Raw genomic sequence first — 16,515 nt, 5'->3', positions numbered from 1 at the left:
CATTCGGAGTGTATTAACCCATAGCAAATCATCCCAAGGACACGGACGCTGATCCTGCCTCATCGATACTTTAACCATGACAGTATTTATCTGTCGGGAACGCGTAGGCATCGGTGTCTCGTCAGGGAATTTTAAATACAGGTTGTCTATGGTGCCGCGATGATCGCGTTCGGCTACCAGATCGACCTGACGACGATGTTGTTCGTCAATGCGCTGACCTCGTTCGCGTCGGCGCTGCTGTTCCTGTGTTTCTGGTACGCGACGAACGACCTCAAGCGGCCGGTCAGCCTGTTGTTCTGGAGCATCGCCAACCTGCTGCTGGCGGCGGGGTTCGGCGCGCTGCTGTCCGAAGCCTTCGGACTCACGGTGCGGCGTATGCCGCTGATGGCCAATCTGACGATCGATGCGGGAACGGCGGTCGCACTGGTCGCCACCAACCTGTTCCTCGACCGTCCGCGCCGGGACAACTGGCCGATCGCGGTCGCGGCGATCCTTGCCGTCGTGGAAGTCTGCTACGCGCTGACGCGTGCGACGCCCGATTTCGGCGTCATGCTGATCCTGGGCTGCACGCTGCGCGGAACGCTGACCGTCGCCACGGGCATCGCGCTATGGCGTCATGCCGATCTGCCCCGCCGTCCGCCGGCGCGATTGGCGGCGGGCTTCCATTTCGCCCTGGCCGGTGTCATGGCCCTGCGCAGTATCGCGGTACTGGCGGGTGCGGAGGACAGCGTAGCCTTCGAGCTAAGCTCGGTCGTGGGGCTGGTCACGCGCCTGCTGCTGACCTGGATGATCGCCATCTGCCTGTTGTGGATGATCGCCCGGCAACTGAACGAACAACTGATCTGGCAGGCGACGCGCGACACGCTGACCGGCCTGTCGAACCGGCGGGTGATGTGGGAAACCGGTACCAGGCGCGTGGCGTCGCTGGCCCATGACGGCGGGAACGTCGCGCTGATCCTGCTCGACATCGATCATTTCAAGCGGCTGAACGATCGCTGGGGGCATCTGGCGGGGGACGCGGCGCTGGCGGCGGTTGCAGCGCGGATCGCCCGGACGGTGCGGTCCGCCGACCTCGTCGCGCGGGTGGGGGGCGAGGAGTTCATGGTCTTGTTGGAGCAAGGTCCCGATACCAGTCCGGCGGAGATCGCCGAACGCATTCGCGCCGCGATCGAGGCGATGGCCATCCGCCTCGACGACGGTACCGAACTACGCTGTACGGTCAGCGCCGGGTACAGCCATATCGCCGACCGGAACGCGACGTGGGAACGGCTGATCGCGCAGGCCGACAGCGCGCTCTATGCCGCCAAGGCGCAGGGCCGCAACCAGGTGGTCGATCACGCCCGCATGGCAGCATGACCTATCCCGGCGCGCAGGTCACCGCGTCGCCGTCGACCCTCTGTTCCAACTGTTCATCATAGTTCACCGATAGCGATACGCCACGCGGAACCCGATGTGCGAAGTGGGGAAGTCCTGTTCCTGCGCCTGGAAGGCGGCGGGGCGGAAGTTCGCGCAATAGTTGGTCGCGCACAGGAAACTGCCGCCCTTGACCAGCCCGACCGGTCCGTCGCCCGCGACCCATTCCCACACATTGCCGACCATATCGTACAGGCCGAGGTCGTTGGCCGGAAAGCGCGCGACGGGGGCGATTCCGGCATAGCCGTCGGCGGCGGTATCGACGATCGGGAAGACGCCTTCCCACACATTCGCGCGCGCCTTGCCGTGATCGAATGCCCAGGTCATGGCGTCGCGCAGCGTCGTCTGTCCGCCGCGGGCGGCACGTTCCCACTGGTCGACATTCGGCAGGAAGCCGCCGGCCCAAGCGGCATAGGCGGCGGCGTCGGACCGGTCGACATGGACGACCGGGTCCTGCCAATGCCCGTCGATCGAACTTGCCCGTCCCTGCGGATGCCGCCAGTCGGCGCCTTTCACGAACCGCCACCAGCGCGCGGCATCGTTCAGCGGGACAGGTTCGGTCGGCGCGACGAACACCGCCGACCCGCCATCGCGCTCGGCACGGGTGCGATGGCCGGTGGCAGCGACGAAGGCGGCGAACTGGCGGTTGGTGACTTCATGCGCGTCGATACGAAACGCGGCGACCGGCGTCGCCGTCCCTGGACGGCCAGCACCATCCTCGCCCAGCAGCACCGTACCGGCCGGAATCGCGACGCAGCGGTCGGTCGCGTCGCAGCGCGGGGTCGGGCGATATGCACCGGTCGATGCCAGCCCCGCCACGGCCAGCAGCAGCGCCGTCGCCGGCTTCACGGCTTGGCACCGGTAGGCGCGGCGGCTCCGGGCAGGGGTACGACGCCCTTTTCCCTGGCATAGACGTCATAGGCGGCGACCAGTTCGGCGAGCCGGGCCGGTTCGGCCGCCGCCAGATCGTGCGTCTCACCCGGATCGCGGGCGACGTCGAACAACTGCCAGCGTCCGGTGCTGACGCCCTTGCGGGTATAGCGATTGGTGCCGGCCGGCAGGTACACCGCCTTCCAGTCGCCCTTGCGCAAGGCGCGGCGGTAGAAGAGTTCATAGCCGACGGCTTCGTCCGCCGTGCGGACCGCCGGGGCGGTGGCGGCAAGGACCGGACGCAGGCTGTGCCCCTGATGCGGCACGATCGGGCGGCCGGCAAAGCTCTTGGGCTGGGTCAGTCCGGCATAGTCGAGCAGGGTCGGCGCGATGTCGCGCACGTCGAGATTGGTGGTGGCGATGCGTCCGCCGCCGGCCACACCCTTGCCCGCGGCAAAGGCGCTGACCCGGATACCGCCCTCGGTAGGATAGCCCTTCACCAGCCACGACGGCGTCGAATTGGCCTGCGCCCAGCCCGGACCATAGCCGACATAGCTGGTCGCCGCGCCGATGTTGGCGAGGCGGTTGTCGATGCCAAGCGACGGGTCGACCGGCGGCGGCGCATCGGGATCGGCCGGGGGAGCCTTCGGATCGGCGATCCTGAACCGGGGCGAGGGGGCGTCGATCACATTTCCTTCCGGGCCGTTGTCCGACAGGAACAGGATGATCGTATCGTCATAGCGGCCCTGCGCCTTCAGCGCGGCGATCACCCGCCCGACATTCTGGTCGAGCCGGTCGACCATCGCTGCATAGACCTCCATCTTGCGCGCCTCGATCGCGCGTTCCTCCGGGGTCAGCGATGCCCAGGGGCGGACCTGCTCGGTGGCATGGGCGACGGCATCAGTGGGCACCAGCCCCAGTTGCTTCTGACGGGCGAGCCGCGCCTCGCGCAGCGCTTCATATCCCGTGTCGTACCGGCCCTTATATTTGGCGATCGTTTCCGGCGGAGCTTGTAGCGGCCAGTGCGGCGCGGTGAAGGGAAGGTAGGCGAAGAACGGCCGGTCGTCGCCCGCGCGCTTTGCCTGGTCGAGATAGCCGATCAGCCGGTCGGTGAAATAATCGGTCGAATAGCGGCCGGCAGGAAGGGCGGCGGGCTTGCCGTCGTCGCGGTAGCTGGGGTCGAGGCCGGCCTTCTTCCAAGCGGCATTCTGGTCCGCGCCGAAATGGTTCGACAACCCCTGCAACAGCGCGAAACTATGTTCGAACCCGCGCGCCGCCGGTTCACGATCGGGGGTGAGGCCGAGGTGCCATTTGCCCGACATCACCGTGGCATAGCCGCCGGCGCGCAACAGTTCGGCGATCGAGGCGACCCGATCGTTGAGATAGCCTTCATAGCCCGGCCGGCCACGCGTCGCATCGCTCAGCAGTTCGGCCATGGTGCCTAGCCCCGCCTGATGATTGTCGACCCCGCTCATCAGCATCGATCGCGTCGGCGAACAGGTAGGGGCGGTGTGGAAACCGGTGAAGCGCACCCCCGACAGCGCCAGCGCGTCGAGGTTCGGGGTCGCGATCTCGCCGCCGAACGCGCCGATGTCGGACCAGCCCAGATCATCGGCGACGATGACGAGGAAGTTCGGCGAACCCTTTGGCGCGACCGTCGGCGCAGACTGTGCGGCCGCCACCGGCGGCGTCTCGGGCGCGGCGGCGGCGGGAAGGGCGAACAGCAGCGCGGGGAGGGCGGCGATCAGGGGCTTGGCCGGCATGGGCACTCCTTGGGTAGCGAAAGTCGTGCGCACGGGCATAGCGAGGCTCATGGCGCCGACAATAAAGATAATCTACCAATACAGTGGGAATTAGTGCGTTCGTTTCGATGGCGTCTCCATTCTAGCCAGTGCCGGTCCGGCGGGTGCCGCCGCCATTCGTGACCGAGGACCATCGATGCCGACTTCGCCCGCCCGCGCCTTTCGCCTCGCCCTGTTCGCCGGTGCCGCACTGTGCGCCGCACCGGCCTTTGCGGCCGATCCGGTGCCGACTACCGCCGAAGTCGACGCCGACGCACCCGAACCGGCGGAGGGTGGCGAGGACATCGTCGTCACCGCGCGCCGCCGGGCCGAGCGCAGCCAGGACGTGCCGATCGCGATCAATGCGTTCGGGGCGGCGCAGATCGAATCCACCCGCACCTATAATCTGCGCGACCTGCAACAGCTTACCCCCAGCCTGGTCGTCACCAACACCAACCCGCGCAACACCAGCATCAATATCCGCGGGCTGGGCAACAACGTCGCCGTCTATAATGACGGGCTTGAGCCGGCGGTCGGCGTCTATGTCGACGGCGTCTATCTGGCGCGGCCGGGACAGACCGTGTTCGACCTCGCCGACCTCGAACGGATCGAGGTGCTGCGCGGGCCGCAGGGGACGTTGTTCGGCAAGAACACCTCGGCCGGCGCGGTGGTCGTCACGACCAAGGCCCCGACGTTCGAGCCGGAGGCCGGCGGCGACGTGTCGCTCGGCAATGTCGGCTTCCGCCAGCTCCATGCCTATGTGTCGGGACCGATCACCGATAGCCTCGCCGCGCGGCTGTTCGTGTCGAAGACCGATCGCAACGGCTTCACCCTGAACCGCTTCGACGGGCGGTTAGGGCAGGATTTCCACGACCTCAACGTGCGGGGGCAACTCCTCTACAAGCCGACCGATACGCTGACGTTGCGCCTGATCGGCGATTGGGGGCGGCAGCATTCCTTCACCGCCGGTACCATCCTGCTGGGCGCGATCCGTGCTTACGACAACGGCACCAACTTCGCGAACAACTATTATGATCGCGCCGCGCGGCTGGGCTACAGCCCGGTGCCCGCCGATCCGGCGTTCCGGACCACCGATGTCGACGCGAACCCGCGCTATGCGATGAACCAGCACGGCATCAACCTGACCGCCGATCTCGATCTGGGGGCGGCGACGCTGACCTCGGTCACGGCGTATCGCGCGTGGAACTGGTATCCGCATAACGACGGCGACAGCACCAGCATCGATGCGGGCGCCGACTTCCACCAGAGCAACGAACAGCGACAGGTCAGCCAGGAACTGCGCATCGCGTCGAACGGCGACCGCCCGGTCGATTATGTCGCCGGCCTCTATTATCTCTACCAGTCGATCCGCGCGGAGGCGGTGAACCGCTACGGCACCCGCGCCGCCGACTGGTTCCTGCCGCCGACGACCAATGCAGCGGTCGGCGCGGCGGCGCTCAACGACTATAACGTCGTCAGCCAGTCGCGCCCCGTCACCGACAGCTATGCCGCGTTCGCCCAGACGACATGGCATATCGTGCCCGGCGTCGATCTGACCACCGGCCTGCGCTATACCTATGAGACTAAGAGCGGCTATTTCGATCAGATCGCGACCGGCCGTTCGCTTGGCCAGCTGACGACGGCACAGCAGGCGGCGGCGCAGACCATCCGCTCGCGCTACGGTATCGCCAATCGCTATGCGGCCGATACGAAGGCCGGGCGGCTGTCGGGACAGGCGACGCTGTCGTGGAAGGTCGCTCCGCCGGTGCTGGGCTATGTGACCTATGCGCGCGGCAACAAGTTCGGCGGACTGAACCTCGCCAATATCACGACCACCGGGCAATTCGCCGCCAACCCGGTGATCGCGCCCGAGACGATCGACAGCTACGAAGCGGGCGTGAAGACGACTTGGTTCGGCGGGCGGCTCACCGCCAACGCCGCCGCCTTCTGGACGGACGTGAAGGACTATCAGACGACGATCATCGACATCGAACGCAACGGAGTTAGCTTCTTCACCAACGCGGCAAAGGTCCGCACGCGCGGGTTCGAGGGCGATGTGCGCGCGACGCCGACCCGCTGGCTGACGCTGTACGGATCGGGCACCTATGACGATGCGCGCTACATCTCCTATGCCAATGCGCCATGCCCGATCGAGATCACCGGGCGGGCGCTGTGCGACCTGTCGGGCCGGCGCCTGCCCGGCGTATCGGAATGGGCGGCCTCGGCCGGGGGTGAGGTCCGTGCACCGATCGCAAATATGGCGGGCCGATCAGGCGAGGTCTATTTCGGCAGCGACTACAGCTATCGATCGAGCACCAACACCACCGCCAGCCTCAGCCGGTATTCGGTCATCCCGGCCTACGACCTCTTGAACCTCCGCCTGGGCTTCCGCACCGACGACGGGCTGTTCGACATTCAATTGTGGGGTCGCAACGTGACCGACGAAACCTATTTCCTGTCGCGCGCCGCCGCCAATACCGGCGCGATCACCGGTACGCTGGGCGATCCGCGAACCTATGGGATCACGCTGCGCACCCGGCTGTAGTCGAGGCGGGTGCCGAGGCGATGATGGACGTGGCCTGCTGGCGTTTGATCCATCTTGGTGAAACGTCACCTCAGCGAAGGCTGCGGTTTCTAGCGGCTCCTGCAGAGTGCTGTCGCCGGGATGACGCCTGCGTCAACAAGGATGGATCAAACTCCAACCTGCGCGGCAAGTACCGACCCGGCGGCATCGGGTGGATGCTTCGATCGTGTCATCTGCCCGATGGCATCATCAGCGCGCCGTCAAGGGGAGCGGGCGCGCGAAGACCAGCAGTTCGTTCGCGACGGGCCGTTCCCGTCCGGGCACGCCGGTATGGATCGGCCGGTTGAGGACCGTGGCGCCATCGTCCATCGCGATGGCGAGCGTCGAGGAGCCGCCGCCATCGAAGCTCATCGCATCGCTGGCCCCCAGACTCCGGAAAAGCGCGACCAGCGCGGCATTGTCCGCGCCCATGCTATAGCCCTTTTGCCGGCCATCGATCACGACGATCCATGCGCGCCGCAGGTCGGACGACAGCCCGAACGCGGTGCGCGGACCTTTGCCGCCCTCTGCGGCGAGGGCGCGGTGAAGCGGGACAAGCTTGCCGTCCTGCAACAGATGCGGGCCGGCGGCGATGGCGTCGCGGGTTCCCTTCGGGCAGCGCTGCCCGGGGAGGATGACGGTCCGGCGGCCGATGCACAGGATGGCCGCGACGCGCAGGTCCTGGTCGTTTTCCTCCGGAGAGGCGACGCGCCCGGCGCCGATCGCCGCGCCGGACACCGACACCGGCTCCCCGTCATGCGGATAATAATCGTCCCTCTTGGGCGATCCGCCGAAGAAGGGCAGAAAATAGCTGGCGTTGACCGCGACCTGTGCGCGGTTGGCGACCAGCGCCGCGCGGACGGTATGCGCGACATATTCCATCTTGCGCGACCGGTCGGGCGGGGTCACCCCCAGGCGCAGGCCCGCTCGCGTCAGGTCGAGGGTGACGATGTGGATCACCACCGGCTCGGCGCCGGCGTCGACGCGCTGCTCCTCCCGGTAGGTGACACCGTCGAACAGCGGCCGGTCCGCCCCGGGCACGGCCTGCCCTGCCGCCATCAGCGCCAGCAGGGCGAGACCCGCGCTCACAGCTTCACCGCCGCGCCGAGCCAGAACTGGCGACCGAAGAAATTCTGGTCGCGCGTGCCGAAGCCGTCGAAATTCTCCCGGTGCGCGTTGGTCGCGTTGCGGACCTCGCCGATGATCTGGATCGCACCGAACGTCATGCGGGTCTGCAGGTCGAGCTGGTCGAACGGCTGGTCGTAGCGGTTCGTCAGCGGGGCCGTCGGGCTGATCGAGGTAAATTGCCGCCCGATATGCGCATAGCTTACCCGCGCCTGGAGCCAGTCGCGCTGGTAGAAGAGCGCCGCATTGCCCTGGAATTCGGGCTGCTGCGTCAGCCGGTCGAAGCTGCCGCCTCCCGGAAAGCGCGATCTGCCGTTCAGATAGGTGGCGTTCAGCGACATGCCGAAATCCGCCAATGGTCCCGGCAGGAAGCGCAACTTGTTGACGACCAGCGCCCCTTCGACGCCGAAAACGCGCGATCCTGCGAGGTTCTGCGGCTGCGTGACCTGATAGGTCGTGCCGTCGATCACGGCGGTGCCGGCCGCCCGCGAATAGATGTCGTCGCGAATGTCCTTGTAGAAGGTGGCCAGCGACAACAGCCCGGCGTCGCCCGGCATGTAATATTCGAGGCTGGCATCGAAATTCTGCGCGACGCGCGGGCGCAGGTCGGGATTGCCGCGCGTCAGCACCAGCGTCGTCTGGTTCAGCGTCTCGTTGGTGCCGAGGTCGCTCGGGCTGGGTCGCCCGATCGCCTTGTAATAGCCGAGGCGCAGCTTGAGCGGATCGGCCAGTTCGTAGTTGAACGTCGCCGATGGCAGCCAGGTGCCGTAATCGGACCCGCGCGTGAGCGGCGTCAGCGCGCTGCCGGCGACGCGGAAGCCATCGATCGTCGTCTCGGTATCCTCATAGCGGACGCCGGTGATGAGCGAGTGACGATCGCCGGTGTGGCGCAACAGCACATAGGCGGCCATGACCTTCTCATCGACGACATAGTCCGAACGCCGTTCGTTCAGCGTCGTCTGGGCGGCGTTCAGCGTGAAGCGCGACGGGTTCTCCAAAAAGTAGCGCTGGAACGCCGCGAAATCGATCAGCGGCTGCGGGCGGTCCTGCCCGCCGGTGTAGAGCGGGGACCAGCGGTCGGGCAGCACGAACCCGGCGGCGTTTAATGTGGTGCCGGTGGCCGGACCCCATACCGCCTGCCGCGTGTCGAAATCGCGCGTGGCGGCGCGGTACTTCATCCCCGCGCCGATGCCCAATCCCCGGTCCCGCGCGGTATCGCGATAGCCCCAGTCGAATTGCCCCTCGCGCACCAGGTCGAGCGAGCGGTCGCGATAGGGGGTGTAGGAGGCAAAGCCATAGCTTGCCGGATTGGTGAAGACCGCCGGATTGTCGAGCACTGCGATCGGCACGCCGTCGGCCATCGTCTGGCTATAGGCGTTGGCGACGCTGGTCGGCAGGTTGAACTGCACCTGGTTCGACGCCTCGAGGAAGATCGCGCGCGACCAGCTGCCGCGGACGGCCGCGTGGTGCCCGTCGTCGCCGGTCCATTGCGCCCGGCCCTGCGCGACATAGAGCGGCTTTTCGAGCGGGAAGTCGTTGAAGCGCAGGAATCCGCCGGCAGTGCCGACGCGGGCCGTGCCGCCATTGGTGCGGGTGGCGTCGACGGTGCCGCGGGTCAGCTGCTGCTGGTGGCGCAGTTCATTGTCGGACTGCTGGAAATAGGTCCCCGACACGTCCAGCTGGAGGCGCGGATCGGGACGCCATTCCAGCTTCGCGGTCCCGCCATAGCGATCGACCGTGTTGGGATAGCCGGCCGAGATGATGCCGCTGGCCACCGGGACGCCGTTGACGAGCGTGTAGCCGGTCGGGTTCAGCCGCTCCTGGTCGCGGCGCTTGCGGCTATAGGCACCCGTCAGCACGAAGCCCCAGGTCTCGTCGACGCCGAAGCGGGTCGCCACGGTCGCATCGGCGCGATAGTTGATGCCGTCGTCCGATGGCCGGTTGAAACCCTTGCCCGGCACGGCGCGGCTGTCCGAGGTGCCGATAAAGGCATTGCCGACGAAGGTGCGGATGCCCCGATCGAAGGCGGAGCGGGTCCGCAGATTGACGATGCCGCCGATGGCGTTGCCCTCAATGTCGGGGGTGCGCGACTTGATGACCTCCAGCGCGGAGACGGCGGTGGTCGGGATCGCCTCCATGTTGAGCTGGCGGTTCTGGCGCTCGGCAGTGGCCAGCACGGCGCCGTCCAGCGTGCCCATGGTGAAGTTCGGGTTCATGCCGCGGATGCCGACATAGCGACCCTCGTCCTCGTCGAAGACGGTGGTGACGCCGGGCAGGCGGCGGAAGCTGTCGGAAATATTATAGTCGGGCTGTTGCCCGATCTCGTCGCTGGCGAGGAACTCGCCGATCCGGTCATTGTCGCGCTTGGCGGCGATGGCGCGCATGTTCTGGCGCGCGTAGCCGGTGACGACGATGTCGTCCGTCGGCTCGGACGACGCCGGCGCGGGTGCCTCCTGCGCGATGGTGGGAAGCGGAAGAACGGCGGCGGAGAGCATTACCGCCCGCAATGTCTTGGTGGATCGAAACATCGTCATACCCCCTGAATCAGCAACACGGCCGTCATTTATGCACTATAGGTGACATAAACATGACGCCGCGACCGGTGCGGCGTGACGGGGATCGGAACGAGGGATGACGATGCTGATTTTGATGACGTTTCTGGCGATGGCCGTAGCGGACGAACCGGCGCGGACCGCCTATGCCTGTGGCGACGATCAGGTCCGCGAACTGCGAATCACCCCCGATGGCGCGGTCGAGACATGGCGGTGGAGCGCGCGTGACGCACGCGACCTGCCGGCCGACTATCGCGAGCGGCTGCTGAGCCATATCGACGAATGCAAGCCGGTCGATGGCGGTCGCTCGATCCTCGTCACCGCCTCGACCGGCGGTGCGGTGCTGATCGATCGTGCGACCGGCCGCACGGGATTTCGCGCTCGGGTTCCCATGGCCCATTCGGCGGCGCTGCTGCCCGGTGGCCGCATCGCCGTCGCGCTGTCGATCGCGCCCGATGGCGACCGGCTGCAACTCTATGACCGGCGGCGCAGCGAGCAGGTGCTGCAGACCGAGCCGCTGCCCTCGGGCCATGGCGCGGTCTGGGACGCACGGCGACGCCGACTGTTCGTGCTGTCGCATGATCTGGTGCAGGCCTTTCGCCTGACCGGTAGCGGGCGATTTGCGCGGCTGCGCGAAACCGCGCGCTGGACGTTGCCGGGGCGCCGCGACGGGCACGACCTGTCGCTCGGCGATGACGGTCGTTATTGGGTGACGACCGACGATGGCACCTGGCGGTTCGACCCTGCGAACGGCAGCTTCGCCCTTTACGCCCCCCTCAATCCCGCGCTGCGGATCAAGTCGGTCAGCGCGGCGGGCGACCGGATCGCCTGGGTCCAGGCGGAGCAGAGCTGGTGGGCGAATGGTTTCACCGTGATGGCGGCGGACGGCAGCGACCGGCAGCGGATCGCACTCGACGGCATCCACCTCTACAAGGTGCGCTGGGTGCGATGACGGCGATGACCGGCCGCCATGCCGGGACGATGCCGGGCGTATCGACAGGCTTGACAACCGGTCCCGCGCGCGGCGCAAGAAGCGGATGACTGACCGACATGCCGGCGCCTTCGATCCCCGCTTCCTGCGCGCTGATGGCCAGCGGACGGCCACCGCGAACGAACGTTTCGTGATGTCGCTGCTGGCGCGGCGCGGTGCCGCCTCGCGCGCAGAGCTTGCCCGCGCGACCGCGCTGGCCCCCCATTCGGTGAGTAGGCTGATCGAACCGCTGATCGACCGTGGTCTGGTGGAGGAGGGAACGCCCGAGATCGCCGGACGCGGCAAACCCGGAGCGCCGCTGCGCCTCGCGGCCGACGCCGCGTTTTCGGTCGGCGTCTCCGTGATGACCGATGCGGTGACGCTCGTGGTCATGGATCTGGGCGGGACGGTGCGCGGTCACACCGGAGCGCCCCTCAAACTGGCGGACTTTGACGCGGGTGCGCGGCAGATCGCGGCGCTGATTGCGGACACGATCGGAAGGACCGGCCTCGATCCGGCGCGGCTGCTCGGTATCGGCTGCGGCGTCACCGGCTATTTCATCGGCGACGGCGCCCGGCTCAATCCGCCTACGTCGCTCGATCCCTGGGCGCTGCTACCGCTCGACGAACTGCTGGCGGACAGGTTGGGCGGCCCGGTGTGGATCGACAATGACGGCAACGTGGCCGCGATGGGCGAGGCGATGCTGGGTGTCGGGCGCACCTGTGCCAATTTCGCCTATCTCTATTTCGCGGCAGGGTTCGGCGGCGGTGTCTTCGCGCGCGGGGTGCCGCTGCGCGGGGCGAGGGGAAATGCCGGGGAGTTTGCATCGATCATTCCCGAGGGCTGGCCGCAACCCAATCTCGAAAATCTTCGTGCGCATCTGGCGGAGCGCGGGATTGTCCATGACGGCCTGCGCGCGATGCTGCGCGACCTCGATCTTGCCGCGCCGGCGGTGGAGGAATGGCTCGACCTCTGCGCACCTTCCCTGAACCTCGTCGTCTCCGCCATTTCCGGTTCGCTCGACCCCGAGATGATCGTCTTCGGCGGCCGGTTGCCACCGCAGCTTGCCGACCGGATGATCGCGAAGATGCGCTTCACGAATCCCGCCCGGCGCGGCCATCGCCGCCCGTTGCCGCGCATGGTGCACTCGACCGTCGGGGTCGATGCCACCGCGATCGGTGCCGCGATGATGCCGCTCCGCGCCGCCTTCTTTCAATAGGGTCTGACGATCTCACCCGCCGCTGCTTCCGTCTGTGGCGGCGGCACCGAAGGCGCGCTGGGCGGCACCATGGTCGGCGACAGCAGCAGACCGCTGTCGGTCGCGTAGCGGAAGGTTTCCACGATGTCGCCGGTCGTCACCGTCAGCACGCCGTCGCTCAGGTCGTCGACGACGGTGATGCGCTGTTCGTCGACGCCGGGGCACCCGACGATCGCGCCACCGGCGAAGCCGTCCGCCGCAGCGGGTCGGATCAGGCAGGTGCGTCCCCGTCCATCGCCGATCTCCAGCCAGCCCTGTTCGGTGATGCGGTGGGTATAGGCGGTCGCACCATCCGGCGCGATCGTGGCGAAGGTCGCGCCGCGACCGAACCGCCGCTCGGGCACGTCCATCCCCTTCACCCCGGCCAGGTTGTGCGACAGCAAACCATTGCCGTCGATATAGTAATGGCCGATCTGCGTGCCGGTATCGCCCGGCCAGCGCAGGTGCATATGGGCATGGGGCGGCGCGTCGACATGGCGGTGCGGGGCGTTGGTGTCGAAGCCCATGATCTGGATGGTGCCCCATCCCCGCCGCACCGCTGCTTCGCCAAGGCCCAGCGTCCGAACGACCTGCCGCTGGGCGAATTCCAGAACGTCGGCGGCACGCCGTTGCAGATAGGGAAAGGGACCGGCGGCATAGGCGCCGGCACGCCGCGCGGGGTCGGCATGTTCGAAGCGCAGGACCATGCCCGGCTCGACGATATGGGTCGCCACCTCGGCGGCCGTGATCGCATCCTGCGCGAGCGGCGGGAGGGCCACGACGATGCGGTTGCCGGCCGTCCGGAACGGCAGTTCGCCGGATTCCAGCAACACCCTCCGAACGGTGGCGGGACGCGCCTCGAACGCGAGTTCGATGCTGCGTCGGCGCGGCACCTGCAGCGCGATCGCCGTTTCGCGCGCATTGTCGGCGTTGAACAACGGTTCGTCGACGATCCGGCATGTCTTGCACGAGGCCGGATCGAAGCGGACGGACGCGCCGCCCGCGCCGCCCGCGCCGCCCGCGCCGCCCGCGCCGCCCGCGCCGTCCCGCTTCACGAACTTCAGGACGACGCGCACTTCGTCGGGGTGGCCCGCACCCGCCGCCGTAGCGATGGCGGGGACCAGGGCGAGGGCGGCGGCGGTGGCAAGCGCAAGGTACCTTACCATTGCGGTTTCCAAGACAGGCCCAGCCAGAAGGTGCGGCCGACCGGGAAGAAGTAATTCACATAGGCCCGGTCGACGCCCTGCCGGACGATGAACGGCGACTTGGTGAGGTTCTGTACCTGCCCGACCAACTCCACGCCGTCGCGGAGGGTCCAGCGCGCCTGTACGTCGACCTGCTGGCGCGGTTCCTGATACAGGTCGCGCGTCGGCGTGTCGCCATCGGCCGATTGCAGCGCGCGGCCGATGCGGTTGTAGGAGCCGCGCAGTTCGACCGGCCCGATCGCGTAGAAGGCGGTCAGGTTGGCGATATAGTCCGGCTGCTGGATCAGCCCACTGGTCCTGCGGGTCGCGCCCAGCCCCGATGCGATGCCGGCCGCGCTGACCGGCTGACGATAGGAACCGTCGAGCAGCGTGAAGTTGGCGTTGAACCCCAGCCCCGGCAGTGCGGCGATGCGATCCATCGTATAGCCGATCTCCAGCCCCTTCACGCTTGCCCCGGCGGCATTGCGCGGCGTGCTGACGACGACGTTCTGGTAGGTGACGCCCTGGAACGTCGTCACCGGTCCGACCTGGCTGCTGGTGAAAATCTCGTTGCGGATGTCCTTCACGAACCCGGCGACCGAGATCATGCCGACGGGCATGTACCATTCGTACGACAGGTCGTAATTCCACGCCTCGCGCGGTTTCAGATCGGGGTTGCCGGTGTTGATCGTTAGCGTGCCGTCGGTGCCGATCCCGAACGAGGTGCGCGCGGCATATTGGCTGTAGTCGGGCCGACCGATCGTCTTCGACACGCCCGCGCGGACCCGCATCCCGTCGCCCAGTTGATACGTCGCCAGCGCCGAGGGAAGCCAATAGCCGTAGTCGGTCGAGCGTCGCACCGGTTCATAGGCGGTCGCGCCGCGCGTGGTAGGCGCCCGATTGGTGTCGACGACCAGATGCGTGTCGTCGTAGCGGACGCCGATCTGCGCGTCGAAGCGATCGGCGCGGAACAGGCCCTGCGCATAGACCGCCCTGGTCGTCTCCAGATCGCGGAAATCGTCGGCGGCGTTGTTCGCGATCTGGTTGGTGGTGGTGAACGACGCGCGATTGGCCGCGAACCGCTGCCACGCCGCCGGTCGATCGATGAGCAGATAGGGCACGGCGGGCGTCAGATAGGTCCCCGGCCGCTGGTCGTACAGGATGCCCGACAATGTGCCGACCGCCGCCTGTCCGGCGGTGGTGGCGGGGACATATTCGACATAGCGCTGGTCGTAGGACAAATCGGTCCGGGTGACCGCCGCACCGATATTCGCGCCGAACCCGCGATCGTCGGCGGTGGCGTTGAACCCCAGATTGACCTTGCCGAAATCGACGGTTGAATCGAGGTCGCGGTGGATGGTGCGGAAATAGAGCGCGCGGTAGCTGTCGGGATTGTTCGCCGCGGCCGTCCCGTTGATCGTCAGGCGCGGACGTCCGTCAACGATCGTGTAGCCATAGCCATAGGCTGGCAGGAACCCGGCGGACGCCGCGCCGGCGCGCGGGTTGGTGTCGTATTTTATCATCTCGCGCAGTTCGCGATACTGCGCCTTCGACCGCGCGAGCGTGGTGTCGAGGACGATGCCGCCACCGAAATCATGCCGGCCCTTCGCGTCGATCAGCCAGGTATCGCGCGTGACCGGCTGATAGGTCAGCCCCTGCTGAAGATCGCCCTGCGCGAACGCGCCGCTGGTCGCGGTGACCGCGCTTGGCGCGCCGGTCGGCTGGGTCAGGACCTCGTACCGGGTCTCCACGTCCTTGTCGTGGTAATAGCCGCCGAACAGCGACACCTCGGTCGCGTCGTCGGGCCGCCATTCCAGCTTCAGATTGCCGCTGAGCCGGGTGCGCATGTTCTCGAAGAAATAGTCCTGGTTGCGCACCGGGACGAGGAAGCCGGTCGACAGGTTGGGAAACGGCGTGCGTGCGCCGGCAGCGGTGAAATAGGACCAGCCCGCACCGTTGCTGTCGCCGGGCAGTTCGGCCCGCGCGGTCGAGGGCAGACGCTGATATTCAACCGAGGCGACGATGCCGAAGCTCTTGTCGGGACCGAAGCGCAGCGCGCCGGTCGCATCAGTGCGGATCGATGCGCCGCCCTTCTCGATCAGCTTGCCCGCCGTGTCGTTGTACCCTCCGTTCGCATTCACCACGAAGAAGCGGTCGCTGCGACCGTCGAACGCGCTTTTCGACACGACGTTGATCTGCCCGCCGAGCGCGTGTGGGTCATATTGCGCGGTGACGCTCTTGATCGCCTCGATCCGCGACACCAGCGACGAGGGCAGCATGTCGAGCCGCGCCCCGCGATAGATCCAGTCGGGCGAGGCGAGCGGGATGCCGTCGATCGTCACCAGATTGTAGCGCGGGTCGAGACCGCGGATCGTCGCGCGCTGATAGATGTCGCGGTTCTTGGTCGGATCGGCCCCGCCGACCACCGACACGCCGGTGATCCGCCGGCTTGCCTCGACGATGTTGAGATCGGGCAGGCGGCCGACATCGTCCTGCGAAATGGCGTCGAGGATCACCGCCGACTGGCGCTTGGCCCGGGTCGCCGACTGCTGCGAAGCGCGAAAGCCGGTGACGACGATCTCGTCCCCCTGTGCCGGATCGGCCGCTGCCGGGTCGCCGGGTTCGGTCTGCGCCAATGCCGGCAGCGCGCAGCCCAGCGACGTGCCGAGTAGCAGAAGGCAAGCCAAACGTAGTTGCCGTGTCGATTTCATCTATATCACCCCTTCGGTATCCGCGCCTTATATATCGCTCAATGTGATATTTATTTGACAGTGGCGGGGGTGGGGTTCATTTTTGGCGTGGCGTTCGACCATCGCGTTG

General features: G+C 67.2%; 10 protein-coding genes. 4 read left to right on the top strand and 6 right to left on the bottom strand.

Annotated features, from left to right (window positions below; all coding sequences use genetic code 11):
- The first annotated feature begins 159 nt into the window (after nucleotides 1-159).
- Complete coding sequence (locus ASE83_RS11030) at nucleotides 160-1,356, top strand: GGDEF domain-containing protein (RefSeq protein ID WP_055789615.1); 1,197 nt, start codon at nucleotides 160-162, stop codon at nucleotides 1,354-1,356.
- 63 nt (nucleotides 1,357-1,419) lie between these two features.
- On the opposite strand, the gene ASE83_RS11025 is transcribed toward ASE83_RS11030, so the two are convergent.
- Both ASE83_RS11025 and ASE83_RS11020 read right to left on the bottom strand, forming a co-directional pair.
- Complete coding sequence (locus tag ASE83_RS11025; protein WP_055789613.1) at nucleotides 1,420-2,262, bottom strand: SUMF1/EgtB/PvdO family nonheme iron enzyme; 843 nt, start codon at nucleotides 2,260-2,262, stop codon at nucleotides 1,420-1,422.
- Nucleotides 2,259-4,046, bottom strand: a complete 1,788-nt coding sequence (locus ASE83_RS11020; RefSeq protein WP_082443295.1) for an arylsulfatase — start codon at nucleotides 4,044-4,046, stop codon at nucleotides 2,259-2,261. Before ASE83_RS11020 ends, ASE83_RS11025 begins: the two co-directional genes overlap by 4 nt.
- A gap of 175 nt (nucleotides 4,047-4,221) precedes the next feature.
- On the opposite strand from ASE83_RS11020, the gene ASE83_RS11015 reads away from it, so the two are divergent.
- Complete coding sequence (locus tag ASE83_RS11015; RefSeq protein WP_055789612.1) at nucleotides 4,222-6,609, top strand: TonB-dependent receptor; 2,388 nt, start codon at nucleotides 4,222-4,224, stop codon at nucleotides 6,607-6,609.
- Nucleotides 6,610-6,837: 228 nt separating this feature from the next.
- Here the strand turns inward: ASE83_RS11015 and ASE83_RS11010 are convergent, their stop codons facing one another.
- Both ASE83_RS11010 and ASE83_RS11005 read right to left on the bottom strand, forming a co-directional pair.
- The gene (locus ASE83_RS11010; RefSeq protein ID WP_055789611.1) at nucleotides 6,838-7,716 is read right to left on the bottom strand and encodes a phosphodiester glycosidase family protein; all 879 of its coding nucleotides are present in this window, start codon (nucleotides 7,714-7,716) and stop codon (nucleotides 6,838-6,840) included.
- Nucleotides 7,713-10,280: a TonB-dependent receptor gene (locus ASE83_RS11005; protein WP_162236612.1), complete on the bottom strand. Its 2,568-nt coding sequence runs from the start codon at nucleotides 10,278-10,280 to the stop codon at nucleotides 7,713-7,715. The genes ASE83_RS11010 and ASE83_RS11005 overlap by 4 nt, the downstream gene beginning before the upstream one ends.
- 103 nt (nucleotides 10,281-10,383) lie before the next feature.
- On the opposite strand from ASE83_RS11005, the gene ASE83_RS11000 reads away from it, so the two are divergent.
- Together ASE83_RS11000 and ASE83_RS10995 are read left to right on the top strand one after the other, a co-directional pair.
- The gene (locus ASE83_RS11000) at nucleotides 10,384-11,256 is read left to right on the top strand and encodes a DUF6528 family protein (protein WP_055789606.1); all 873 of its coding nucleotides are present in this window, start codon (nucleotides 10,384-10,386) and stop codon (nucleotides 11,254-11,256) included.
- Between the two features lie 85 nt (nucleotides 11,257-11,341).
- Complete coding sequence (locus ASE83_RS10995) at nucleotides 11,342-12,493, top strand: ROK family transcriptional regulator (RefSeq protein WP_055789604.1); 1,152 nt, start codon at nucleotides 11,342-11,344, stop codon at nucleotides 12,491-12,493.
- Here the strand turns inward: ASE83_RS10995 and ASE83_RS10990 are convergent.
- Together ASE83_RS10990 and ASE83_RS10985 are read right to left on the bottom strand one after the other, a co-directional pair.
- Nucleotides 12,487-13,677, bottom strand: a complete 1,191-nt coding sequence (locus ASE83_RS10990; protein ID WP_055789601.1) for a hypothetical protein — start codon at nucleotides 13,675-13,677, stop codon at nucleotides 12,487-12,489. The genes ASE83_RS10995 and ASE83_RS10990 overlap by 7 nt on opposite strands.
- Nucleotides 13,671-16,382, bottom strand: coding sequence for a TonB-dependent receptor (locus tag ASE83_RS10985; protein ID WP_055789598.1), 2,712 nt, complete (start codon nucleotides 16,380-16,382; stop codon nucleotides 13,671-13,673). Before ASE83_RS10985 ends, ASE83_RS10990 begins: the two co-directional genes overlap by 7 nt.
- Nucleotides 16,383-16,515 lie beyond the last annotated feature (133 nt).

The sequence above is a fragment of the Sphingomonas sp. Leaf32 genome (assembly GCF_001421765.1).
Taxonomy (GTDB): Bacteria; Pseudomonadota; Alphaproteobacteria; order Sphingomonadales; family Sphingomonadaceae; genus Sphingomonas.
The sequence above is the reverse complement of the archived record's forward strand: the minus strand, read 5'-3'. Positions and strand labels throughout refer to the sequence as shown.